This window comes from Sulfurimonas sp. NW9 (assembly GCF_051132275.1).
Classification (GTDB): domain Bacteria; phylum Campylobacterota; class Campylobacteria; order Campylobacterales; family Sulfurimonadaceae; genus Sulfurimonas; species Sulfurimonas hydrogeniphila.
Map to the genome: position 1 here is coordinate 1,829,146 of NZ_CP093236.1, position 24,407 is coordinate 1,853,552.

Consider the following 24,407-nt stretch of genomic DNA (forward strand, 5'->3'; position numbering starts at 1 on the left):
ATTATACAGTTTTATGGATTAAACTTTACTTTAAATCAAAAATATCATCATCGTCAGAAGATATTTCAACTTTTGGCAGTTCATTTTCTTCAGCCATATCTGCCATTGTCCCGCTTATAAGTCCGTTCATTTTCAGTTCTACATCAGAAGCACTCGTCGCATTGTTAAGCGCTTCTTCTTTGGAAATAACACCTTCATTGTAGAGATCCAGAATAGCCTGGTCAAAACTTTGTGATTTGTAATGCTCTTTTCCTGCTTCAATTGCATCACGAATTTCGTAATCTCTGTTTTCCAAAATAAGTTTTTCAATTGTCGGAGTCCGTACCAGTACTTCAAGAGCGGCGCGGCGCTTTCCGTCTACAGTAGGTATCAGCCTTTGAGAAACTACTCCCTGCAAAACACCTGCAAGTGAAAGACGCACACGATTTTGCTCATCTGTCGGGAACTGGGCAATTATACGGTTGATCGTCTCTTTCGCATCCACTGTATGCAGTGTTGAAAAAACAAGGTGACCGGTGTCTGCCGCGTGCAGGGCAAGGTTTATCGTCTCCTGATCCCGCATTTCCCCTACCAGAATAATATCAGGGTCTTCACGAAGTGCTGCACGCAGAGCTGTTCCAAAAGAGAGGGTATCCTGGCCTACAGAACGCTGATTGATGATACAGTTTCTGTCCTTGTGCACAAATTCGATCGGATCTTCAATGGTAATTATGTGCTTTTTCTTAGTAAGATTAATCTCATTGACAAGTGCTGCAAGTGTTGTAGACTTACCGCTTCCGGTCACACCCGTCACAAGAACCAAGCCTCTTTCTCTTTGTGTAAAACTTTTGACAATATCCGGTAAATAGAGTTCTTCAAATGAAGGAATTTTGATAGGAATCACACGAAATACTGCCGACACTCCGTCCATCTGAAAAAATATATTGACACGGAAACGATTGTTTTCATCATAAGGATATACCAAATCGAGTTCTTTTTTTTCAACAAACTCGGCAAAACGCCCTTTTAAAAGTTCTTTTGCAAATATCAAAGCATCCTCTTTTGTTAAAATACCACCGGAAAACTGGACAATATTTCCATTAATCCTTGCCCGAATTACAGCATTGGCCTTTACATGTAAGTCACTGCCTCCCACCTCAATCATTTTTTTCAGATGCAGACGTATTTTTTTTAACTGCTCAAATGTCAGCTTACTGACATCAACCTCTGTATTCATAATGCCTCCAATATCTCTTGGAATGCTTTTTTAAATGCTTCCAAACCATCATCTATTTGCTTTTGCAGTACTTCATCCATTTTAACACCGGTATCTTCTATCTGTGTAAAATGTCTGTTAATGATTTTTTTATCAATCGGCAAAGCTGCTTTTTTAGAACCATTATGCGCATGAAACGCTTTTATGGTATCTACAGGGGCTGTATTGACACTGTTATACGCCAACAGTTTTTCGATGTAATAATAGGGCGGCAGAGAGTCGTCTTTTACTCCGGTACTGGCAAAAAGAGCCCTGCATCCCTCTACATTCATACTCTGTATCTCTTCATAGATGACAGAAGTATTGTATATGCCTGTCAATCCTGTTTCTATACCGTTTTCTTTTAAGAGTATATCAAGTGCCCGGTCGATTCTGCTGACAAAAATACTGATAACAGTAGGCACGCTTTTGCCATATATTTCACTTCCTTTTTCAAAAGCCTGCGCACAGTATATGGCTTGGGATTTTTTAAAAATCAATGTTGCGTTCACAGGGATTCCAACAGATGTCAACGCCTGCATCGCTTCATACCCAGCTTCTGTGGCCGGAACTTTTATCATAACATTTTCTCTGTTTATCGCCTTAAAAAGCCTTTTTCCCTCTGCAGCAGTTGCCTGTGCGTCATCACACAAAAAAGGATCAACTTCTATACTGACATATCCGTCATCCCCTTTGTCGTATAAGGGTTTTAAAATATCTGCTGCTTTTCGTATGTCATATATTGCCACTGCTTCATATTTTTCTTTTGGAGAAAGCGCATCCAGTGATGCAAGTTGCTCTTTGTATGCAGGAGAGCTTAAAATTGCATTCTTAAATATTGCCGGATTTGAAGTGGCTCCATTGATTATTTTTTTGTCTATAAGTTCTTTAAATTCTTTGTCCAGGTAATCTCTTTCTATAAAATCAGCCCATAATGAAAACTTCAAATCTTCTATATACATTTTATCTCCGCTCTTTTGTAATTTATTTAAGAACACCTTCACTGCCATTAGGTTAAGTATTTATTGGAGCCGGCACTGAAGTACCGGTTCCGAGAAAGCATTAATTTTCTTAACTTAATGGCAGTAAAGGTGCCATTCATCTATTATAACCCAATCAATCTAAAATTAAGCTAGTTTCTTTGGTACTGTAAAATGAAATACAGTACTGTTTTTTTCACTCTCAACCTCTATTGTTGTATGAAACTGTTTTTGCATTATCATTTGTGACATGTAAAGGCCAAGTCCTGTTCCATTCTTGCCTTTTGTACTGAAATAAGGTTCAAAAATAGAATCAATATGCTCTTTTTTTATCCCTCCCGCATTATCTTCAATTTCTAACTGCAAGGCATCTCCCCGGTTCTGTACACGAATAATTATTTTCGGATCTTTAATCTCTCTTGCAATCAGTTCATCAACGGCGTTATTTAAAATATTCAACAGTACCTGAATAAGTTCATTGGTATATGTATTGATAACTGCACTGTTTTTTTGCATATATAAAATTTTTATATATGTTTCTTTGAGTCTCGGTTTAGTAAAATTAATCGCTTTTTGTATCAACTCGTTTATCTCTATGGAGTTTATCTCTTTTTTGGGATGAAAATAGGTTTGAAAATCATCAATCGTGGCCGAAAGGTAGGCAATAGTATTGTTTATCTCTTCAAAAGCGGTTTCATATTCTTTTTCTCTGATCTCTTTTCCCAACAGGCGTTTTATCTGTAAATTTGATATATTGAGGGTGACAGTTGAAAGAGGCTGACGCCATTGGTGGGCTATCATGCTTATCATCTCGCCCATAACCGCCTGTTTGGACTGTACAGACAATATTTTATCTTTTTTCGTCAGTTCATCCAGCTGCTTTTTGAGCATATTTTTCTGTTCAATGATTAAACTTGCCGCTTCATTCATACGCTTTTGATAAAAATAGATAATGATACTTACAAGAATAAGCACAAAAGAGATATACGTCACCTGAAACAGAGAATACGATACATGTACAAAAGGCTGTAGCGGTGCAATGAGCAAGAAAAACACCATTGCCGCAACCCAAAAAAACACATACCTGTCACTTCCAAAGTAGAGAAGAATAATAGGGTAGGTAAAAATCCATATATGTTTTAATTCTTCAGGCTTGCTCATATAAACCAGAGTAAAAACAGTATACTGTACTGCAGAGTCATCAAAAAAGATATGACTTTAAAATACTTTTTATTGATACGTAAAGCCAACATGAGTCCAACAGCACTTAACAATAAAACAGTTTCTACAGGAATAAGCGCCGGCGTTGCTCTGAGAATATTTGCACTGATCCCAAAAATCAATCCGGCAAAAGAGAGTAAAAAAACAATATTCACCATTTGAAATTTATTTTTTAATTCACTTTCATCTTCTTTAAAATCCCAGCCACTGGTAAAAAAGTTCTCTAACAATTTGTTTTTCATGGTAAATATATCTTATCCTGCAGTTCTTTATACTCACTTTGTACATCACTGTCCAAAGTAATTCCACCGCCGCTTTTATAGAAGTACCCCTTGGCACTCTTTTGTATAAAACGTATCATCACACCGCTGTCCAGGCTGTTCCCGTCAAACACACCAAATACTCCACTGAAAAATCCGCGGGCATAGCCTTCAATATCTTCAATAATATTGACGGTACTTTTTTTGGGTGCACCGCTTATACTCCCCGCCGGAAGAAGTGTTTGCAATATTGTACCGAGTTCTTCCTGCCAGTTTACATGTAAAGAACCGCGTATATGGGAGCTTATCTGTAAAAGTTTCTTCTCTCCGGCTTCTATTGTCTGTATATAACGAAATCTCTCTACTGTAACATCAGAAGCGACCATGGAAAGATCATTTCTGAGCAAATCTACTATCATAATATGCTCAGCCATCTCTTTTTCATCGGCTAATATTTTTTTCTCGGCATTGACTTTGGTAGCATCAATAGTGCCTTTCATAGGAAAGGTATGAATCGTATTGTCAGCAATCTGTATAAATTTTTCAGGAGAAAAGCAGAGAAACTCATCTTTATAACGCAGTTTATAATGCGCATTTGCCACCCTGAACATCTCTTTTAAAGTAAGGTCTGTTTTTACAGGTGTTTGTTGGGTAAGATTGAGGATATAGGTCTCACCTGATTTAATCTTTTCAATAACAGCATCAAATTTTTTTTTATACTCTGAAAATTTTATGGGATCAGTCTGAAGAATATGCAAATGTTTTTTGAAACTGTATTTTTCGTTAATACAAAACTCTATATCTTCTTTTTCCAGGTCTTCAAGAAGAATTACCTCAACATCTTCCCCTTTAAAGTCACTTATAAACAAAAACGGCTTTTTCTGTTTTGCCAAAACATTTATTTTCTCAAAACTCATGCAATCAGTTTTTTGAGTATAGCCATTCGTATATTAACCCCGTTACTCACCTGCTCCAAGACCTTGCAACGCTTATCTTCGAGCATTGCATCACTGATATCGATATTTCGATGAACTGGTCCCGGGTGCAGGAGTATAATCTCTCTGTCTCCAATGAGTTCCTCCGTTATACAAAAATCGCTTGCATAGTCTTTTAACGAAGCGTAACTTTGCGAAGAGTGTCGCTCTGTCTGTGTACGAAGACTCATAATAGCATCCACCTCGTCAATAATCTCTGACAAATAATGAGTTGTTCTTAGACGGGTTTTTGGCAGAAAATGCGGTGGTGCCACCAAAATCACCTCCATTCCAAAACGTGTTAAAAGTTCTATATTTGAGTTTGCAACACGGGAGTTTTTAATATCTCCGACAATAGCGATTTTTTTTCCTTCAAGTGAGCCAAAGTGCTCCTTGAGTGTATACAAATCCAAAAGCGCCTGAGAAGGATGGGCATGGGCACCGTCGCCGGCATTGACAATGCTAGCCTTGGTATGCTTTGAAAGAATCTGGGGCACACCCGCATTTTCATGACGGACTATGATGGCATGTGGTCCCATAGCATCAAGATTCATTGCCGTATCTACAAGTGTTTCACCTTTTTTTGTAGAACTTTTTGCAACATCAAGATGCACTATTTCAGCACCGAGTCTTTTTGCGGCTATTTCAAACGAACTTTTTGTTCGTGTCGAATTTTCAAAAAAAAGTGTAATAATAATCTTGTCTTCTAAAATTCTTTCAAAACGGCCGTCACTGAATTTTTTTGCATCTGCCAACAACCTTTGTATCTCTTCTTTTGTAAAATCATCAGTACGTATTAAATGCTGCATTTTTATCCTAAATTATATAATTTACAAATTATACAGGAGTTGGCTTATAGTGTCAATATCCTCTTGAATTTTCAACACACCAAATCCGCTTTTGTCAAAATAAGGCCGACTGATTTTATCAAAACCAGCCTCTTGATCCCGGCAGTTAAATCCAACTACATGCGCAATATTTTTATCTTCCAAAGCTTTTTTACTCAACAGAGTATCATTAATGCAGCCCAAAGAGCAGTGTGTTACCAGGAGTGCGGGTGCTTCAAACTCTGCTATCAGGTCAATAATCATATACTTTTCATCCACAGGCACATATAATCCGCCCGCCCCTTCGATTATCAATACATCACACAGTTTCTCAAGCTTTTGCACAGTTACATGTAATCTGCTCTTATCAAGTGCCGTACCGCCTGATGCGACAAAAGGAGCGGCAGGAAGTTCATATGATACAGGAACTATATCTTCTACATGTAAACCCAAAAACTCCGGATTTAATTTTTGCACCAATGTCAAAAGTTCACTTCCATCAGGATAAAAACCATCAACAACACCTGTTTCTATCGGTTTCATCACACCTACACGCAAACCTCGTGAAGCAAATGACTCCAATAAAAGTTTTGTAGTATATGTTTTGCCTATATCGGTATTGGTGGCTGTTACAAAAATACGTTTTGCCAAATCTATTTCCTTTTTTCAAATTATATCATAGAAAACCAAACTATATTGATAACCACTATCGATATTAATATATGCTTAAGAAAGAGCATGCTACAATTTCAAAAATTGATACTTATTATCATTAAAAAGGATTCTTATGTCAGATACAATACTAAAATCAAAAATACAGGCCCTGCTGCAGCAATCTGCTTATGACAAAAGTGTTAAACTCATTTGTCCTATTGTTAAAATACTTTCTATGAGATATCCATATCTTTCAAAAAATAAAATTTATACACTCACAAAGTCTCTTGTATAGCATGAAGATAAAAGAATATATCGGTTCTATTATAGCGAATGAAGGGTATGGCGTCTGTTATGAGCCGATAATTGAGTTAAAAAATATGGAAATATTTGCCTATGAGGCATTAAGCCGATTTAAATACGGAAATACTATCATATCTCCTTATGAATTTTTTAAGAGTATCCATCAAAATATTGAACTCTTTTTTTATGTTGAAACTGTTTTGAAAAAATTTCAGTTGCACCATCAGCCTCCCGGCAAAAAATTATTTTTAAATCTTGACCCTGATGTCGCTATCAGTGATCATCATGTTGCTTTTTGGATCGACTTTTTCCAAAATACCGATAATGTTGTTGTGGAAATTATAGAAAATTCTGATGAAGAAAATGCTCAGGATGTTGAAAATTTTATGGACTGGATGAATGAATATGAAATATCCTATGCCTATGATGACTTTGCCAAACCAAACAGTATCTATTTTACCTCTCTGTTATGCAGAGCGGATGTTATTAAACTGGATATAGATGTTTTAAAGAGAATCAAACAGCATCCCGCATATATAGAAGTGATGAAAGGTGTTGTCAACTATGCAAAAATCTCATCCAAAAAAACGATTTTGGAAGGTATTGAAAACAGCAATGATTTAAAAATAGCACAAGAGATGGGTGTTGACTATATACAGGGGTATCTTTTTAAAGAGAAGTTTATAAATATTTGGAAAAATGATGAAAATATATGCAGATGATCATCAGCACACTGCCAAATGGCAAGTGCTGAGAATAAAATTAGTTTGTATCTTGGTTGACAATTTTATTTGCTGAAATCCAAGGCATCATTTCACGTAACTTTACACCAGTCTGTTCAATCAATGAAGCACGGGCATTTGCTCTTTCTGCATTCATACGAGGATACCCTGCCTGACCTTCAAGTATAAAGTCTTTTGCAAATCTGCCGTCTTGAATCTCTTTGAGAATCTCTTTCATTGCCTCTTTTGATTCTTTGTTGATAACACGTTTGCCAGAAACATAGTCACCATACTCAGCAGTGTTTGAGATAGAGTATCTCATATCAGCGATTCCGCCCTCAAACATCAGGTCAACGATAAGCTTGAGTTCGTGAAGACACTCAAAGTAAGCCATTTCAGGAGCATATCCGGCTTCTGTCAATGTTTCAAAACCGGCTTGAACCAAAGAAGTAACACCGCCGCAAAGCACAGCCTGCTCTCCAAAAAGGTCAGTTTCTGTTTCATCTTTGAAAGTTGTTTCAATAATCGCAGTACGCCCGCCACCGATTGCAGAAGCGTAAGAGAGTGCCAACTCTTTTGTAGTTCCTGAAGGATCATTTTCAATAGCAATAAGATCCGGAATACCACCGCCGCGTACAAATTCAGAACGTACGGTATGTCCCGGAGCCTTTGGTGCAATCATAGTAACATTAATATCTGCAGCAGGAATAATACTCTTGTAGTGAATGTTAAAACCATGACCAAAAGCGATCGTATCGCCCGCTTTTAAATTTGGTTCAATCTCTTCTTTGTAAATTCTTGCCTGATCTTCATCAGGAAGAAGAATCATAACAACATCTGCTTTTGCAGTAGCTTCAGCAACTGTTAAGACCTCAAATCCTTTTGCCTCGGCTTTTGCCCAGCTTGCGCCGCCTTTACGAAGACCGACAACAACATCTACACCGCTGTCTCTAAGGTTTTCAGCGTGTGCGTGCCCCTGAGAACCAAATCCTATCATTGCAACTTTTTTGCTTCTGATTATATTAATATCACAATCTTTATCATAGTAAACATTTAATGCCATTACATTTCCTTGAGCTTCATGGGTATATCCCTTGAAAAATTTGTCGCATTATACTCTATATATGGTAAAACTTTTATTAGACTAAGCTTATAACTTCTGTTAAATTATCTGAGTTAATCTCATACTCTGTATAATATGAAAAAATTTGGAGAAAAAATGAAAAAATTCAACCTTTTTAATGAAGTTGTTAGAGTTGATAAATCGGAACTGCTTAAAGCAATAAACTCTGCAAAAGAGTACGGCATCAATATAGACGGAGCAATAAAATATGCGCCTTTTGACGAAACAGAAATCCTCATTATCAGGGCAGGCATACACCTCTGCCGATGAATGCACTCTCATCGGCAAAAACACCTTCTCTTGCAGAAATATTTGGTAACAATTATCAAATCACCGAAAATGAACAGCAGGTGCTTATAAAAGCATTTTCCAATTGGCAGGAGTTGATTAGAGTGAATACACCCCGTGCCTCCTATGATGATACAACAGGCGACGGTGTTGACAAATTTGCCGATGAAACACTTGAAGAGATAGGCTGGAATGCAACAGAATTTGACATAAACTACAGAACGCTTGTTGATATCCTTGAAAAAGAGTGTGAGGGAACACTGCTGTGCATAGAACAGGAAGATCCGTATAAATTCAGCGGACTGGGTTTTTTGGATGATAACACACATGCAAAAATTCTTTTTTCCTACTGTCAAAATGAGATTAAAAAATTAATGAGCGAAGATCCTTTATATACAACAGAGAAACTTACTGACGATGAAAAAGAAGCAGCTGAGTATTTCAAATGTCTTTAAACAAACAAAAAATTACTATAGAGTATAAATACAGAGGATCAATAGAGTTCCCCGATACTCCTGAAGCGAAAGATATTTTTTTTAAAACAAAACAGGCCTATGCGAATCATGAAAAAATGAGCATAAACCTTCTGTTTTGTGATGCAAAGCTGGCAAAATTAAAAAAGTATCAAAAAGGCGGCGCAGAAAAAGAGCTGCTGAACCTGGATTTTTATATAAACCTGGGTGAAATTCTGGGTTTTCCCACAAATGACGCCCAACAGTTAAAAAAGCGTATTCAAATTATCAACGACACGGCACATTCAAGTTTCAATATTACAAAAAGGCTCAAACTTATCAACAAAAAACAAAAATCACAGGCCAAACAAAGTTATCTTTTTTGGGATATAGAAAATTTTTCAAGTATTGCCTCGATTTTCAATGATATTATCGAGCCTTACAAAATTTCTGATACCAATATTTTTTTAGCAGCAAACCCTGATTCCCTCTATCTTAAACGAGCGGAATGGGAGGCAAATTTATATGATTACGGCAAAACACTCAACTCATTTAATTTTATGAAGTGTGATCATGGAAAAAATGTGGCAGATGATGTTTTACTGCAGAATTTTCAAGATGCCGGATTAAAAAATACAAATGTCTTTATTTTGACTTTTGACAGAGAATTAAAAGAACGTTTCAGCGAAATAACCCATCCAAGCAATAATCTTTTCATAATGGCTCAATAAGCTTTTCCTGTGGTTCGCCAAGGTAATACCCTTGCGCATATTCTATACCAATTTCTCTGACAACATCCAACACCTCGGCAGAGTGCACAAACTCTGCTATGACTTTTTTCCCAAGTTTTTTTGCAAATACCACAATTGTTTCGACAATCAAGCGCGAATTTTGATCCTGATGAATATTTTTAATCAGCGAACCGTCTATTTTCATATAATCACATGAAATACTTGTCATATATTGAAAATTGGCAAATCCGCTTCCAAAATCATCAATGGCAATGGATGCGCCTGATGCATAGACTTCTTTTGTAAAATCGTTTACGATATTTTCGTTCGTATACTCCTGTGTTTCCAGAATTTCTATTGTTAACTGCTTTGCAATATTATACTCTTTGATTTTTTCAAAAAGAAAATTTCGCATTTTTTCGCTGAATATGTCACTGAAAGAGAGATTGATGCTAAAGTCCAAACCGTTGCCGGCAAAAAAAGAAAATGTTTTTTCTATCATAATTTCGGTTATTCGAGGGTAGAGCCTTATTTTTTCACTGATTTCAAGAAAAAAATAGGGAGAAAGAATTTTTCCATCAGCTTTTCTCAGGCGTACAAGTGCTTCATATTTTTCAATTTTTCCTGTTTTTATACTAAAAATAGGCTGATAGTACGGAATAATGTCATCATTCTCTATCGCTCTTTTAATCTCATTTGCCATTTGCAGATTTGACTCATATTTTTTTGCAAGTTCTAAAGATTTATTGAAAATCAAATAGGGTTTGTGCGCTTTTTTCGCAGCTTTAAGCACCATATCGGCATTAGCCAGACCGGTTTTTTTCTCATTGATATATGCTGCTGAAACAGTCACCGAAACATGAATAACCTGATCTTTTACCAAAAACTCTTTTTGTTCTATAGTACTTATAAGCTGTTGAATGGTATTTTCAATAACAGTATAGGTTTGTTCTTTATTTGAAATAATAGCAAACTCATCCGAAGGTAACTTAAATAACTCCATTCCCTCACGTTTTGTAAATTCATGTAAATATTGCGACATTTTCACCAACACAGTATCGCCTACCGCATGCCCGTAAAAATCATTTATAGTAGTAAAATCATCAATATTTACCAAAAAAACTGTTTCACCCACACACTCATCTATCCTGTCAAGCAGACTCAATCTGTTTGGCATCTCTGTCAATTTATCAAAATATGCCTGTTTGTAGATAAACTCCGCACTTCTTTGCACTCTTTTTTCAAGTTCGGCATTTAACTCAGCCAACTCCTGCGATACGCTGTTTGCAAGGTTTGCAAGGGCATATTCTGTACTCACTGCGAAATCTTTTTTGTGTATAACACTTTTTCTGTGAACACTCTCGAGTGTTTTATTGCTTTCGCTTAGACCAAGCAGAGTAATGGATTCATTAAGCAAATCACTTTTCTGATTAGAAAAAAATTCTCCATAAGTAAAAAAACCACTTATGTCGCCAAGCGTAGAGAGTCCTTCTAATTCATACTCTATATATTTTTCCATAAAACGTCTTCTTGCCATACAGGAGTAAACAAATACGGCTTCGGGTTGAAACTGAAGTCTGTCAAATATTTTATCCAGCTGATATTCACCGCTTTTTAGCAGATTATCAACATTGCCTACACCAAAACGGACTTTCTCACCCTCGTCAAGATTGCCGGCAAAGGTCAACGAACCGTCTTCGTGTTTAAACAGTACTGCCCTGCCTATGTTCACCCCGTCTTTTTCAAATATAAGTGGAAATTCTATACCGATTTTAGGAAGATTTTGAGCCAGTTCTTTGCCCATATATTTTGCATACATATCTACGGCGCTTATACCGTCTATTTCATATACTCTGTTTTTAACTGCTTTTGTAATTGTAAGCTTCTTGCCTATAGGTGTCCAGTCAAAACTGTAGTGTGTAAAAACATTCAATGCATCAGAATTCAAAGTAACACCGACTGCTCCATTCTCAGTAATATGCTTATTGTTAAATACAAAAGTTTTTTTGAGTTCTCCGTTGTCACCGGCCAACCCGCCTGAAACTACGATGTTTGGATTAATACTGTTAATGCCCTTTAGGAACTCTTCCCCGTTTGTGTGGAGTCCGTCAGCAAAACTGATGAGTGCTTTTGTATTGGGACGCAGAATTTTTCTTAATAATTTTTTACCGCAGATATAGCTCATTTGTGTAGAATCGGTATGCTCGACAAGGATAGCCTTCAACTCTGTCTTTTCAAATTTCGTAAAGGTTACAACATGCTTTGATGCAATATAAATATCTGTATTGTGCAAGGCACCATCTGTTGTTGTCCCGATAATCGTAGTCTGGGGATAAGTTGTTGCAAAATAGTTTTGTATCTCTTTTATCTCTTGAAGATTATTATTTGCACAAAATATTTGTATAAGTGTTTTAGAGTCTGAAGCAAAAGGCTTCATTTTTTTTAATTCTGATATATTTTGAAACGTTATAGTTTTATTTAACATAGTTATATTGTAGTAAACTGAAGCTTTAATATCATTGATACCATAGCAAAGCAGTAGGAATATTGCTGTGAATGTTAATATATCTCAGGGGTTTTTAGAGGTGCCTTTAAGTTGTAAAAATCTTTGTAAAATAATCATTGCTGAAAGTGAGTCCACTCGACCATCGCGGATATATTTTATTTTACCTTTCATCATCTGCTCCGCTTCAAGTGAGCTGCCGGCTTCATCCTGATAAAAGATTTCTCCCTCAAAAGCAACCAGATTCATAAAATGTTCAATACGTCTGCGCATCTCATCTTCACTGCTTCCGCCCAGAGGAATGCCTATGACAACCGCATCAGCTTCCCACTCTTTTATGGCTTTTTTTACTTCCAGTGAAGCCTGGTTGCGGTTTTTTCTTATAATGGCGGGAAGAGGTGTAACGATCTCTTTATGTGCTGAATATGCCAATCCGATACGTTTGAGCCCCAAATCTATTGCAATATATTTCAAAACTATTTACCCAGACAAAAAGAGCCGAACATTTTATCAAGCATTTCATCATTTTCAAACGGACGGGTAATGCCTGCCATTGCCTTTACAGCTTCATTGAGATGAAAAGAAAATATTTCCAATTCCTGATCCTTGAGCGGCTCAAAAGCCTCTTGTATATTTTGCATTGTCGCTTCAACTGCAGAAATTTGACGCTCAGAGATAAGCATAATCTCATCACTTACATTGTTTGAGTCCATAATTTCTTCAAGCTTTTTAACCAAAGCCGTCACATCACTCTTGGAATTCAATGCCAAATCAAAAGCCAAACCCGGCAAGTCAAATTTTTCTTCCAGGTCTATTTTATTTTTAACAACAAGTATCTCTTTTTTTTCTTTGTTTGAGGCAATAAGTTTTACTATTTCTTTGTCTTGTGCATCTGCAACGCGCGAAGCATCAAACAAAGCTATAACAATATCACTTTCACGGATTGCCTCAAGGCTACGCTGTATTCCAATACGCTCTATTTCATCGTTTGATTCACGAATACCGGCAGTATCTACAATCCGTATAAGATGTGTGCCTATTCTGACCTGTTCTTCTATTGTATCCCGTGTTGTGCCGGCTATATCACTGACTATCGCACGGTTATAATTAAGCAGGGCATTCAAGAGTGAACTTTTACCAACATTTGGCTTTCCGATAATAGCCACCTTAAACCCTTGCATCAATCCCTCTCTTGACTTTGAAGCAATAAGGGTTTTTTCGAGCAGTGCATAGAGTTCCTCAAGTTTTGACTCTATCTGTGCTACCAAATCCTGAGGCAAGTCTTCTTCTGCATAATCTATAGTAACCTCACTGTATGCCAGAATATGAATAATCTCATCTCTGACCTGCTCTATAAATTCTTTCAAAGAACCTTTCATCTGAGAAGCCAAAATTTTTGCCGCATCTTCACTTTTGGCTTCTATAAGCTGTGCTATGGCTTCTGCTTCACTCAAGTCAATTCTTCCGTTTAGAAAAGCCCGTTTTGAAAATTCACCGGCATTGGCAAGACGTGCCCCTGCTTTGAGTGTTGCTCTGAGAATACTCTGTGCAACTATAAAACCGCCGTGACACTGTATCTCTACAACATCCTCAGCAGTAAAAGAGTATGGTCCCTGAAAGTAAATAACTATCGCTTCATCAATAAGCTCATTTTCATTATTGTAAATATTTGTGAGTGTGGCATGTCTGGGGATGAAATTTTCTTTACATGTAAGCTGTTTTGCTATTGTCAGAGCTTTTTCACCACTCAGACGAATAATAGCAATAGAGCCAATGCCATTTGCTGTTGCAATGGCAGCTATAGTTTCATTCATAGTCTAGTTGTTGTGATAATCATTAATGATTATGTATTTCAGACCGTCTTTTGTAGAACGGATAACTACGTATTTGTCCGGATACCGTTCACGCAACTCTTTGAGTGCAATTTGTACCAGTACACCGTCAAGTATTTTTGTCTGTGCCCGTCCGTCTCTGTCAATATTTTCATAAACATTTGTTAGGTATCTCCCAACCGACTCTTCCTGGTTTTTTAAAAACTCTGCTATCTCAAGACGTATTTGCAAACCATATTTTGTATTAATCCAATTAAACAGCATATAAGAGAGAGCCTTGTATCTATAGCCCTCTTTTCCTATAAGAAGTGCTGCATCTTCACCCTTAAACTCAACCAACAGTGTTTCTTTGTCATAGGCTGAAACTTCAACTTTTTCTATGTCAAAACAGATAAGAGCAAAAGTTGGTTAATGTCTTTTTCAACCTCTGTAACAATTGTTTCTATATTTGGAGTATCGCTCACTTCTTCTATTGCTATGTCATCATATTCATCATCATAGTCTGCTGTATATGCAAGCCCGCTCGCCAAATCTTCTTCGAGTTCATCTTCATCCTGATCACTTACAAATGACGTAGGCATAATTGTATCGTTGAGCATTGTGTGCTGTTGTATATCATCATTTGTATCCGGCAAAATTTCCGGAGCCTTTTGAGGAGTCTTTTGCGGTTCTTTTTCTTCTTTGGAAATCTCATTTTTTATTGTTGCAACTATTATGGCTTTCTTTTTAAAAAAGCCTAAAAAGCCACTGCTTGGAGCCTGTACAACTTCAACAGCCAGCTGCGTTACAGAGCAGTCCAGTGCAGTGGCTGCATCTTTGAATGCACCTTCCAGGGTTACTGCCTCAATCTTAATCATTATTTTTTCTCACTGCTTTTTTCAATTGCCGCTTTTGCATCTTTGGCATTTTTGAACTGCTGATTTACAATATACTGCTGTGCAATTGAGAACAGGTTGTTTGTAAACCAGTACAGCACCAATCCCGAAGGAAAAGTTACAAAGAAAAATGTAAATATGACAGGAAGATATTTGAATACTTTTTCCTGCATAGGGTCTGTAAAGTTGTTTGGTGTCATACGTTGCTGTAAAAACATAGACGCACCCATTAAAATCGGCAGCACATAGTACGGATCCATACGAGACAGATCGTTAATCCACAGAATCCATGGCGCACCCTGCAGTTCAACAGCATTCAAAAGTGTTCTGTAAAGCGCGAAAAACACAGGAATCTGCAATATCATAGGGAGACATCCGCCCAATGGGTTGGCACCGTGTTTTTTATACATCTCCATCGTAGCCGCATTGAGACGTTGCGGATCTTTTTTGTACTTTTCTTTGAGCTCTTTGAGTTTCGGTGCCAGTTCTTTCATTTTTTGCATAGAAACCATACCTTTGTATGTCAAAGGATAAAGTACAATTCTGATAATTGCCGTCAATGCAATAATAGCCCATCCCCAGTTTCCAAAAATTCCGTGTAACCAGGAAAGCAGTGCAAAAAGAGGTTTGGCAGCAAAAGTAAACCAGCCGTACTCTATAGCATTTGTCAGCATCGGATCAATCGCTTTAAGGACTTTATGCTCTTTTGGTCCGATATATCCGTGTATGTTCTCTTCTTTGCCTGCTTCAAAGTAGACAACCGGGTTGTCATCTTTTCCGCGCTCAACAATAACATTCGTATCTTTTTTAAATCCGTACAGTATAATCGCAGTATACTGGTCAAATGATGATGCAAGTTTTACACCCTGAAATACTTTTCTGCCCTCGGCATCACCGTCTTCAATAATATGCACAACATCATCATCTGTATAGATGAGTGCACCGGCAACTGCCATAAGCTTTTTGGAAACCTGCGGTCTGTCTCCCAGATAAACATAATGTCTGACATCCTGCGATGTAGATATTTTTGCATCATAATGCCCATCTGCATAAAATGTCAGTACTTTTGTAACGGTAAGATTTGACAACTTTTGTGTCAGCGTAACAGTAACCGGCTTGTCGGATAGCTCTACACTGCTTACATTTGCACTATATGCCACTTTTGTAGCTTCATCATTAACAGCATCATCACTGAAACGGATATAAAGCGGTTTCGTTCCAAATTCCGGAATAACCTGCGCATGCAGATTATCATCATTTCTGAACTTTTCTTCAAGCAACTCTTTTGAAGAGATACGTCCGAGCGTGTCAATTTTTAAGATAAAATTCTTGTTTGTAATTGTAACGATGGTATTGGATATGCTTTTATCTGCTTTTTCCAATTCAGATACAGCATGTCCTGACGCCTCTTCTACTCGTGATGCAACATCTTTGTTCTGTGTATCTGTTAAAGACGCAGCATTTTCTGTTTTAGCATTCTCTGCTACCTTTTGTTCTTTTGGCGGAAATATCGCAGTATAGCCTACGAAAAAAATTATTGACAATAGTACGGCGACTATCAGTCTTTGGTTTGGTGACATTTTGTCTAACACAAATTACCCTTTATATAAAAAATTTTTTATGATGTAATAGCGGTTTTTTTTATTTGGAACCAACCAATATTTTACAGTATCAATCTCAAGTTTAGCGGGCTCTAAAGAGAGTTTGTCCAGGAGTGGATACTCTATTCCGCCGTCAAAAAATTGATTGCAACGTAGTATTCTAGTAAAAGAGTGGTAAAAAGCACTTGAAATTGAATTATTTTCGAAATTTATACGTGCATATTCGCTACATGTAGGATAATAGCGGCATGATCCATAGCCGATAAGTGTAAAAAATTTCTGATAGAGCCATAAAAGCTTAAGTAAAAGTTTTCGCACGGGTTAATACTTTATGGAAATCATTGGTGAGTTTTTCAAATGGTGCGTCAAAGATTGCCGCTTTTGCAACAAATACATAGATACCATCTTTTAGTGAATAGGAGTACTCACAAAAAAGCGCACGAAGACGGCGCTTCGCCCGATTACGCTTTACCGCATTGCCAAGTTTTTTGGTGGCGGTAAAACCTACTTTGCGTACTCCTGGTTGAGGAAGGAAAAAGAGGACAACACTCTGAGAATGTTGGTTTTTTCCTTTGTTGTAAACATATTGAAACTCTTTATGGAGTTTCAGTGTGTTGAATCCGCCTATACTGTCAATTTTTTACGACCTTTGGCACGACGACGATTAATGATGTTACGACCATTTTTAGTAGCCATTCTGGCTCTAAAACCGTGTGTTCGCTTTCTAGGTGTATTGTGTGGCTGGTATGTTCTTTTCATTCGACATATCCTTATCTGATTTAAGTTCGGAAGTTTACAAAAACTTTACTTAAAGCGTGGTTAAGATTCTTAAGAAACCTTAACTTCCACCTCACCGTTTACAACGGTAAATTCAACATGAGAGCCCTCTTTCACTGTCCCTTCAAGAATCAAGTCAGCCAAACGGTCTTCCACAATTTCGTACAATGCTCGTTTGAGCGGACGTGCTCCGTATACAGGATCAAATCCGGCTTCTGCAATATACTCTTTTGCCTCTTCACTTAAAGAAAGTTCAATATTTCTCTCTTTAACTTTGTTGACAATCTCGTTAAAGAATATATCGACAATCCCTTTAATTTGTTCTTTGCCAAGCGCATTAAAGATTACCACTTCATCAAGTCTGTTCAAAAATTCAGGTTTAAAGGCTTTTTTGAGTTCGGCCATAACCATGCCTTCAAGTTCAGGACTTCCTGAATGAGTGATAATTTTGTCACTTGCAATATTTGATGTCAAGATGATAATAGTATTGCTAAAATCAACCGTAACACCTTTGTTGTCTGTCAAACGCCCGTCATCAAGCACCTGAAGAAGCATATTGAACACATCAGGATGTGCCTTTTCCACTTCATCAAAAAGTACAACAGAATAAGGTTTTCTTCTTACAGCCTCTGTAAGCTGTCCTCCCTCTTCATAGCCGACATATCCAGGAGCTGCACCCACCAAGCGTGACACAGCATGTTTTTCCATATATTCACTCATATCAATTCTAATGAGCGCATCCTCAGAGTCAAACAAGAACTTTGCCAAAGTTTTTGCAGTCTGTGTTTTACCGACACCTGTAGGCCCAAGGAACATAAAACTGCCTATAGGTCTGTTCTTATCACTCAGACCTGCTTTGTTGCGTTTAATAGCACGAGCAACAGCATGCGTCGCCTGTGACTGTCCTACAACTGTTTCATTCAGCACATCTTCGACATGCAGGATCTTGTCTTTCTCGCTTTGCAGCATTTTATTTACAGGAATACCTGTCCATCTGCTGACAATAGAAGCAATTGATTCTTCATCAACCGAATTTTTCAAGAGAGTTCCCTCTGCCTGCATTCTGTTCCACTGCTCATTTAAGGCTTTTTCTTCTTCAATGAGTTTTGGAATTTCTCCATACTCAATTTCTGCAGCACGGTTAAATTCAGAACGGCTTTTTGCAAGCTCTGCTTCACGGCGTTTTGCTTCTATTTCAGCTTTAATAGCTGAGATTTTTTCAAACACCTCTTTTTCTGTTTGGAACTGAGACTCAAGTTTTCTTACTTTTTCTTCAATATCAGCCAACTCTTTTTCTATCTCTTCAAGTCGCTTTTTATTCGCAGGTGTCTCTTCCATCTTCAGTGCTTCTTTTTCAACCATAAGCTCTGAGAGCTTGCGTTTTGCAGCACTCAGTTCATTTGGTTCAGACTCTATTTGCATTTTGAGTTCCGCTGCTGCTTCATCGATCAGATCGATCGCTTTATCCGGCAAGAATCTGTCTGCTATATATCTGTCAGAGAGTTTTGCCGCAGCGACCAATGCACTGTCTGCAATACTCACATTATGGTGAGCTTCCAATCTCTCTTTGATTCCGCGAAGAATCTGCAGTGACTGGTTCACACTCGGTTCATCCACAGCGATCGGCAGGAAACGGCGTTGCAATGCAGCATCTTTTTCAAAATATTTCCTGTACTCTTTGAGCGTCGTTGCACCGATTGTATGTAATTCTCCACGCGCAAAGCAGGTTTCAGGATGTTTGCCGCATCCATAGAACCTTCCGATGCGCCTGCACCGACTATAGTATGAATTTCATCAATAAACAGAATAATATTCCCGTTTTCTTTGACTTCATCTATAACCGCTTTGAGTCTGTCTTCAAACTCACCACGGTATTTTGCACCGGCTATCAATGCCGACATATCAAGCGCAACCACACGCTTGTTCTGTAAAGAAGTTGGAACATTGCCACTTTGAATTCTCTGTGCAAGTCCTTCAACCAGTGCTGTTTTACCAACCCCAGGCTCTCCTAGAAGCATTGGGTTGTTTTTCGTTTTACGGATCAGAATCTGCATTGTTCGCGCTATCTCTTCATCACGTCCGATAACCGGTGCGAGTTTTCCCTCCGCTGCTTCTTTTGTCAAGTCAATACCATACTTGGAAAGTGCCTCTAATGTTTCATCCGCTGTTTGCGAATCAATTTTCGCACCGCCGCGAGCTGCTTCAAGCTCTTTGCTCAACTGCATGACATCAACATATTTTGGCAGTATTGTTGAAAACGGCTCTGTATTTAAATTTGCTAATATATATGTATCTACAGCAAGATAAGAATCTCCGTTTTTTGTCATAAGACCTATACCGTTTTCAAGTGTTCGTACAAAATCCTGGGAAAGTTTGATATTTTCTTTTGTCACACTTGAAGATTTTGGCAGTTTTTCTGCCATACTTTTAATATCTAATTCCATTGCGACTTTATCTATACCCAACTTGTTAAACATTTGGTTCAGTACAGAATCCGAATTTGTTAAAAGTGCCCACAAAAAGTGTACCGGCGTCACTTCCTGATTTTTGTTATGTAAAGCTAAAGACAACGCACTCTCAATCGCCTCTGTCATATTATGTGTTAGTTTCTCAAAAATGTTATTCATCTCTCAATCCTTTTTTTTATTTATGCTGAAAGTATACCTTTTTGCAAAATATCATTTTGCTACTTTAGTTGCAAAGCGTTACAATTATACCGACCTGAGTCTTTATTTGTCAAGGAAGTTAAACAAAATCATTCATTAGATTTTTTTAGCACTCATAATAATCTCTCCTACCCAAAGGAACAAAATGTGTTTTTATTACGATTTAAGACAAATAAACAACCACTTTGTTCAACTATTAGTCAACTCAGCAATAAAAGCACACTTTATTTTTAAGCATAACAGTCATTATTTTTATAAATCATCAAAAACATGACAAACCACAATAAATTTTCCAATAAACTAACATTATTGGTGTTCATTTATTTTTTAATATACGAGTCATTTGTGTTATAATGTTCGTTGATAGAATAGTTATCCGCTCACTGCGTGACCGGATAACGGGGGCACGGGTTGAACACCCGCTAGTCATCTGTCGCACAGCGCCAGATAACAAGCGGGAGGAATGAGCAACAACATCAGAAAATAAATTTTCAGATGTCGCCGTCATTCACCCGCGCCCCCGTTATACGAAGTAAATAAAAGGTAATATATTTTGGAAATAAAAGATTTAACAGGATTAAGTAAACCACTTACGAAACTTGTAGAAGTTGCAAGTAAAGGAATTGGGACACTATACAAACCTCGTGCTATTAGGAAAGAAGCAGATGCTGAAGCAAAAAAAATTCTTATTGAAGGTGAAGCAAAATTAGAATTACTTTCAAGAGTTCAAAATAGAGTTGTTAATCAGGAAATAAATCGCCAAATTAATCTTGAAGAAATTATAGAAAAATCAATTCCTCATTTAGATGAAAATGTTACAGATGAAGAAGTTGATGATGATTGGAGAATGAGATTTTTTCAAAAAGCACAAGATGTATCTAGTGATGAGATGCAAGAAATTTGGTCTCAAATTCTTGCAAATGAAGTATCAAAACCAGGAAGAATTAGCTTAAGAACATTGGAAGTTGTTTCTAATATTTCAAAAAATGAAGCAGAAATTTTTCAAACAGCATGTTCATTAACAAGTAATAATACTTCAATATACAAATTTAAAAATCAAACTGCATTTGATAAATTTGGTTTAACATATAGTCAAATTATTTTGTTAAGAGATGCTGGGCTAATTTATGATAATGATAATTTGGTTAGCATATTAAAAAAGATTCCTCAAATCAACATTACCATATGGCATTTGGGAGATAAGATATACCAAATTACAGATAGTAAAAATCCAAACAGAGAAGAATATAGATTTGAACAAATAAAATTAACAGTTGCAGGTGAAGAATTGTGTAGGCTTTTAAATATAAAAAAGAATACTCAATATACAGAAGAAATGATAAAAGAAAAATCAGAAGAAGGTTTAGAAATTAAAGAAGTACAAACATAACAAGTACGAGGAGACCAATAATTTACCCTAGCGGAAAAATTATTGCTCACGAAAACCGTTGGGTACAAAGGAGTAATTATTAATTATTTAGAAAAGCCTTTTGAAGAGTATACAAGACATTTTGCTGAAATATTTGTTGGAACAAAGTCAGTAAAAAAAACAAAAATGAAATGTCTTTTATGGTTTCCAAAAGATATTGGCGAAGAGCCACATTTTTATTTACTTATTGAAGATTACAAAGAGTATAAGTATTTTCAGCAATTACTTAAAAAACATCTTAATACTATAAATATAAAAATCAATATAACAACCTTAGAAGGTACACCTTATCAATGTCATATAATAAAAAAAGCATCTTTTTCAAATTCACAAATGACAATTATCGCAGAAGATTGGTATGAAGCTTTTGTTAAATATAATTTTCCAAAATATGCATTAACCCAAACTACACAAGATGAATTACAGGAAAGCAAATTTTGTTTTTTTATATCAGAAAGTAAATTATTATCCTCAAATGTCTCTACAATAAAACATTTTACAGGTGAAGTTCAAAGAAGTATAAATTCTAGTATCCAAATTAGAGAAGAAGTATTGCATTTAGGTATAGAGTCTATAATTACTGATAAATATATTGGATTAAAAAGCTCAAATATACTAGAAATAATTCCTAATTCACCTATTAACTCATTGATGGCATTTTATAAAAATATTCAACCTATCGCTGATTTGATATTAGTTTTAACATCATTTGCTGAAAGACGTAGATTAAATTGGTATAAATGTGAAGGTTCAATAGGTACAAATTATATTGAAAATTATCATACTAGAATTTCTTTTTATAAAGATGAAAGAACAGTAAGGTTGATTAGTAAACCTGCTTTTGAAAGATTTTTGAAAAATAGTTTACAAAATATTGAATTGAAAAATATTAAATATATTACAAAGCTGTTACTATCATATCTTTCAGGCATAGACTACTCAGTTAATGCAAAAATAATTCTCTGGAATTCAATTCTTGAAAAAGTATTAAAAAATAATTTTCAAAAGAAGAAAGATGCATTAAAAGAGGAACTTATCAAGCAGATGAATATATTTGTATTTGATTTATCACCAATACAAGATTTAATTGATATAAGAAATACTATTGCACATGGTGATGATGTAAAAACAGATAAATTATTTCAACTATCTGATGAATGGCAAATCTTAATTGAACGAGTTTTATTACGAGAATTAAAATGGGATAGTTTATCTAAAACTGATGTACATTTAGATGAGATAAAGCCATATGGATTATAGTCGAAATACCCAACAAAACCTCGTAACCAATAAATTACCTAGCGGCAATTTATCGGCTATCTTCAACCGTTAATGGAATTAAATATTTTTATCTTTACAAATTTATATTATTATTGTACAATATTGTAAAGATAAAGGATTGACTATGAAAAGAGCAGTTAACTTAAGATTAGAAGAAAGTGTGATTATGACACTGAATCAATTAACAGAAGAATTAGATACAACCAAAACAGAAGTAATAGAAAAAGCCATAATCTTTTTTTCAAAACAAAATAATTTAAAGCATAATCAATTATTACAGTTTGCAGGTAAATTAAAAAGTAATGATGCTGATACTATGTTGCAAAGTATTACTGAAGATAAGAATTCTAAAGACTTTGAGTTAAACCTTTAATGAAAAAATATTTAATTGATAGTGATATATTAATATATTTTTTAAAAGGGAAACAAGAAGTTGTTCAAATGCTATCTCAAATTCCAATAGATGATTTATATATTTCGAGAATAAATTATACTGAATTGATTTATGCTGCATACAACTCTCCAAAAATCAATCAAAATTTAAAAGTTATAGAGTCCTTTTTAGAAAGTTTTAAAATATTAGAATTCACTCAAGCATCAAGTTTAATTTTTGCAAAAGAAAAAGCTAGATTGAAAAAAAATGGTAATTTAATTGCTGACATGGATTTAATGATAGCAAGTATAGCTATTGCTAATGATTGTACTCTCATTAGTAATAATATTAAGCACTTTGACAGAATACAAAACCTAGAACTTAAACCAAAGCTATAACAAGTACGAGGATCCCTAAACGTGCCGCTCAGCTTCGCCGTTTATATGAGTCCTTTTTTCTCATAACGAGCAAGCATACTTTTGTTACCGCTCACTCCGCCGCTATGTATATACATAATGGTTTCATCAGTTTGTTCCAAAAGTGCCTGCCACATTGCCGGAGCATAAAGTAAATCAAACTCAATTCCCTTTACATGTAAAGCCTTGTATATCTCATAAAACTCCTTATAGGGTTTTGCAAAATGGTATTTTCTCTTTGGTTCCAGGATAACAAGATTGTCCGGAATTTCTGCCAAAGCACGCATTTGCTTTTTGAGATAGCTGCTGTCCCCTATGCAGGGTGTTGTATAAACTCTGTACTCAGGTAAAGCAAGTGCTAAAAAAAGTGCTGTTGTCCCTGTACCGGAAGGTGTTGAAACTGCCTTTACATGTAAGTCTCTGCTTTGTTCCTGTATCTCCTGCGCTAAAACTTCCAATCCTGTTTTTGCTTCCTGTACTGCACCGCCCTGATCAACAAAACAGGTTTTTGCATTTACATGTAAGCGCAAAGAAGCAATAAACTCTTTATAAAAATCATTTTCTATCTCTCTATGCTGCATACCTAATTTCAGCGCATGCGCATAGTTTCCGCTGCCTTGCTCTTTTTGTGTTGCAGAGAGTTTTTTTGTATAGTAAAGAAATTTCCATTTTTTTTTCTGACACAAGGCGGCCAACGCCAGCATAGCATTAGACTGTGTTCCGCCGTAGGATATCAGCGTATCATAAATGTTGTCTGGAGTATTTAAGAGCGTGTAGAGTTTTCTGTATTTGTTCCCTGCCAAACAGGGGTCAATGAGGTCATCGCGTTTGACAAAAAACTCTCTCTCTTCTAAAATAATTTTAGAAAGAGGAGAGTTTTGCATG

25 protein-coding genes and 2 pseudogenes are annotated in these 24,407 nt (G+C 36.3%); 9 read left to right on the top strand and 18 right to left on the bottom strand.

From position 1 onward, the window contains the following. Positions 1 to 25: 25 nt before the first annotated feature. From MLC44_RS10370 to bioD, 7 genes are all read right to left on the bottom strand, one after another. Entirely contained in the window at positions 26 to 1,216 is a 1,191-nt protein-coding gene (locus tag MLC44_RS10370) for a type IV pilus twitching motility protein PilT (RefSeq protein WP_151899793.1), read from the bottom strand. Further along, a complete protein-coding gene (locus tag MLC44_RS10375; protein WP_151899792.1) occupies positions 1,213 to 2,196 on the bottom strand; it encodes a transaldolase in 984 nt (327 codons plus the stop codon). The genes MLC44_RS10370 and MLC44_RS10375 overlap by 4 nt, the downstream gene beginning before the upstream one ends. Before the next feature lie 165 nt (positions 2,197 to 2,361). After that, positions 2,362 to 3,375 carry a sensor histidine kinase gene (locus MLC44_RS10380; RefSeq protein ID WP_434657221.1) on the bottom strand — a complete coding sequence of 338 codons (1,014 nt, stop codon included), beginning with the start codon at positions 3,373 to 3,375 and terminating at the stop codon, positions 2,362 to 2,364. Further along, positions 3,372 to 3,677 carry a hypothetical protein gene (locus MLC44_RS10385; protein WP_434657224.1) on the bottom strand — a complete coding sequence of 102 codons (306 nt, stop codon included), beginning with the start codon at positions 3,675 to 3,677 and terminating at the stop codon, positions 3,372 to 3,374. Before MLC44_RS10385 ends, MLC44_RS10380 begins: the two co-directional genes overlap by 4 nt. Further along, on the bottom strand, positions 3,674 to 4,612 hold the full coding sequence (locus MLC44_RS10390; RefSeq protein ID WP_434657226.1) for an aminodeoxychorismate synthase component I: 939 nt from the start codon (positions 4,610 to 4,612) through the stop codon (positions 3,674 to 3,676). The genes MLC44_RS10385 and MLC44_RS10390 overlap by 4 nt, the downstream gene beginning before the upstream one ends. Then, positions 4,609 to 5,478, bottom strand: a complete 870-nt coding sequence (locus MLC44_RS10395; RefSeq protein WP_346389881.1) for an aspartate carbamoyltransferase catalytic subunit — start codon at positions 5,476 to 5,478, stop codon at positions 4,609 to 4,611. Before MLC44_RS10395 ends, MLC44_RS10390 begins: the two co-directional genes overlap by 4 nt. A 21-nt stretch (positions 5,479 to 5,499) precedes the next feature. Further along, positions 5,500 to 6,147: a dethiobiotin synthase gene (gene bioD, locus MLC44_RS10400; RefSeq protein WP_418640581.1), complete on the bottom strand. Its 648-nt coding sequence runs from the start codon at positions 6,145 to 6,147 to the stop codon at positions 5,500 to 5,502. 136 nt (positions 6,148 to 6,283) lie between these two features. Between bioD and MLC44_RS10405 the strand changes: the two genes are divergently transcribed. Both MLC44_RS10405 and MLC44_RS10410 read left to right on the top strand, forming a co-directional pair. Beyond that, positions 6,284 to 6,445: a hypothetical protein gene (locus MLC44_RS10405; protein WP_434657228.1), complete on the top strand. Its 162-nt coding sequence runs from the start codon at positions 6,284 to 6,286 to the stop codon at positions 6,443 to 6,445. 1 nt (position 6,446) lies between these two features. Beyond that, positions 6,447 to 7,175: an EAL domain-containing protein gene (locus tag MLC44_RS10410; protein ID WP_151899788.1), complete on the top strand. Its 729-nt coding sequence runs from the start codon at positions 6,447 to 6,449 to the stop codon at positions 7,173 to 7,175. A 40-nt stretch (positions 7,176 to 7,215) separates the two neighbouring features. Here the strand turns inward: MLC44_RS10410 and ilvC are convergent, their stop codons facing one another. Beyond that, positions 7,216 to 8,238 (bottom strand): ketol-acid reductoisomerase, encoded by a 1,023-nt coding sequence (gene ilvC, locus MLC44_RS10415; protein ID WP_151899787.1) that lies wholly within the window; start codon positions 8,236 to 8,238, stop codon positions 7,216 to 7,218. Positions 8,239 to 8,394: 156 nt separating this feature from the next. Between ilvC and MLC44_RS10420 the strand changes: the two genes are divergently transcribed. Genes MLC44_RS10420 through MLC44_RS10430 form a run of 3 tightly spaced genes read left to right on the top strand, consistent with a single transcriptional unit; the run spans position 8,395 to position 9,769 of the window. Further along, positions 8,395 to 8,568 carry a hypothetical protein gene (locus MLC44_RS10420; RefSeq protein WP_434657231.1) on the top strand — a complete coding sequence of 58 codons (174 nt, stop codon included), beginning with the start codon at positions 8,395 to 8,397 and terminating at the stop codon, positions 8,566 to 8,568. After that, on the top strand, positions 8,565 to 9,041 hold the full coding sequence (locus tag MLC44_RS10425; RefSeq protein ID WP_434657233.1) for a hypothetical protein: 477 nt from the start codon (positions 8,565 to 8,567) through the stop codon (positions 9,039 to 9,041). Before MLC44_RS10420 ends, MLC44_RS10425 begins: the two co-directional genes overlap by 4 nt. After that, positions 9,032 to 9,769 carry a hypothetical protein gene (locus MLC44_RS10430; RefSeq protein ID WP_151899785.1) on the top strand — a complete coding sequence of 246 codons (738 nt, stop codon included), beginning with the start codon at positions 9,032 to 9,034 and terminating at the stop codon, positions 9,767 to 9,769. Before MLC44_RS10425 ends, MLC44_RS10430 begins: the two co-directional genes overlap by 10 nt. Here MLC44_RS10430 and MLC44_RS10435 read toward each other — a convergent pair. The 9 genes and pseudogenes from MLC44_RS10435 to MLC44_RS10475 form a co-directional block, all read right to left on the bottom strand. Then, entirely contained in the window at positions 9,753 to 12,206 is a 2,454-nt protein-coding gene (locus tag MLC44_RS10435; protein ID WP_434657237.1) for a bifunctional diguanylate cyclase/phosphodiesterase, read from the bottom strand. The genes MLC44_RS10430 and MLC44_RS10435 overlap by 17 nt on opposite strands. A 132-nt stretch (positions 12,207 to 12,338) precedes the next feature. Further along, positions 12,339 to 12,746: a Holliday junction resolvase RuvX gene (gene ruvX / locus MLC44_RS10440; RefSeq protein WP_346389876.1), complete on the bottom strand. Its 408-nt coding sequence runs from the start codon at positions 12,744 to 12,746 to the stop codon at positions 12,339 to 12,341. 2 nt (positions 12,747 to 12,748) lie between these two features. Next, the gene (gene mnmE / locus MLC44_RS10445; protein WP_434657241.1) at positions 12,749 to 14,086 is read right to left on the bottom strand and encodes a tRNA uridine-5-carboxymethylaminomethyl(34) synthesis GTPase MnmE; all 1,338 of its coding nucleotides are present in this window, start codon (positions 14,084 to 14,086) and stop codon (positions 12,749 to 12,751) included. Positions 14,087 to 14,089: 3 nt separating this feature from the next. Then, a pseudogene (locus MLC44_RS10450) lies at positions 14,090 to 14,961 on the bottom strand (Jag N-terminal domain-containing protein). Beyond that, positions 14,961 to 16,571, bottom strand: coding sequence for a membrane protein insertase YidC (gene yidC, locus MLC44_RS10455; protein ID WP_346389873.1), 1,611 nt, complete (start codon positions 16,569 to 16,571; stop codon positions 14,961 to 14,963). Before yidC ends, MLC44_RS10450 begins: the two are co-directional and overlap by 1 nt. A gap of 3 nt (positions 16,572 to 16,574) precedes the next feature. Beyond that, entirely contained in the window at positions 16,575 to 16,898 is a 324-nt protein-coding gene (gene yidD / locus MLC44_RS10460; protein ID WP_151899779.1) for a membrane protein insertion efficiency factor YidD, read from the bottom strand. Beyond that, complete coding sequence (gene rnpA / locus MLC44_RS10465) at positions 16,879 to 17,217, bottom strand: ribonuclease P protein component (protein ID WP_418641414.1); 339 nt, start codon at positions 17,215 to 17,217, stop codon at positions 16,879 to 16,881. Before rnpA ends, yidD begins: the two co-directional genes overlap by 20 nt. Then, positions 17,205 to 17,339 carry a 50S ribosomal protein L34 gene (gene rpmH / locus MLC44_RS10470; protein WP_013327469.1) on the bottom strand — a complete coding sequence of 45 codons (135 nt, stop codon included), beginning with the start codon at positions 17,337 to 17,339 and terminating at the stop codon, positions 17,205 to 17,207. The genes rnpA and rpmH overlap by 13 nt, the downstream gene beginning before the upstream one ends. Positions 17,340 to 17,408: 69 nt before the next feature. Then, positions 17,409 to 19,984: pseudogene (locus tag MLC44_RS10475) on the bottom strand (ATP-dependent Clp protease ATP-binding subunit). 592 nt (positions 19,985 to 20,576) lie between these two features. On the opposite strand from MLC44_RS10475, the gene MLC44_RS10480 reads away from it, so the two are divergent. From MLC44_RS10480 to MLC44_RS10495, 4 genes are all read left to right on the top strand, one after another. Continuing rightward, positions 20,577 to 21,413: a DUF2806 domain-containing protein gene (locus MLC44_RS10480; protein WP_346389871.1), complete on the top strand. Its 837-nt coding sequence runs from the start codon at positions 20,577 to 20,579 to the stop codon at positions 21,411 to 21,413. Positions 21,414 to 21,455: 42 nt separating this feature from the next. Further along, positions 21,456 to 22,712, top strand: a complete 1,257-nt coding sequence (locus tag MLC44_RS10485) for a hypothetical protein (protein WP_346389870.1) — start codon at positions 21,456 to 21,458, stop codon at positions 22,710 to 22,712. A 145-nt stretch (positions 22,713 to 22,857) separates the two neighbouring features. Beyond that, positions 22,858 to 23,106 carry a hypothetical protein gene (locus MLC44_RS10490; RefSeq protein WP_346389869.1) on the top strand — a complete coding sequence of 83 codons (249 nt, stop codon included), beginning with the start codon at positions 22,858 to 22,860 and terminating at the stop codon, positions 23,104 to 23,106. After that, on the top strand, positions 23,106 to 23,504 hold the full coding sequence (locus MLC44_RS10495; RefSeq protein WP_434657244.1) for a PIN domain-containing protein: 399 nt from the start codon (positions 23,106 to 23,108) through the stop codon (positions 23,502 to 23,504). The genes MLC44_RS10490 and MLC44_RS10495 overlap by 1 nt, the downstream gene beginning before the upstream one ends. A gap of 41 nt (positions 23,505 to 23,545) precedes the next feature. On the opposite strand, the gene MLC44_RS10500 is transcribed toward MLC44_RS10495, so the two are convergent. Beyond that, complete coding sequence (locus MLC44_RS10500; RefSeq protein ID WP_434657246.1) at positions 23,546 to 24,406, bottom strand: 1-aminocyclopropane-1-carboxylate deaminase; 861 nt, start codon at positions 24,404 to 24,406, stop codon at positions 23,546 to 23,548. Position 24,407 lies beyond the last annotated feature (1 nt).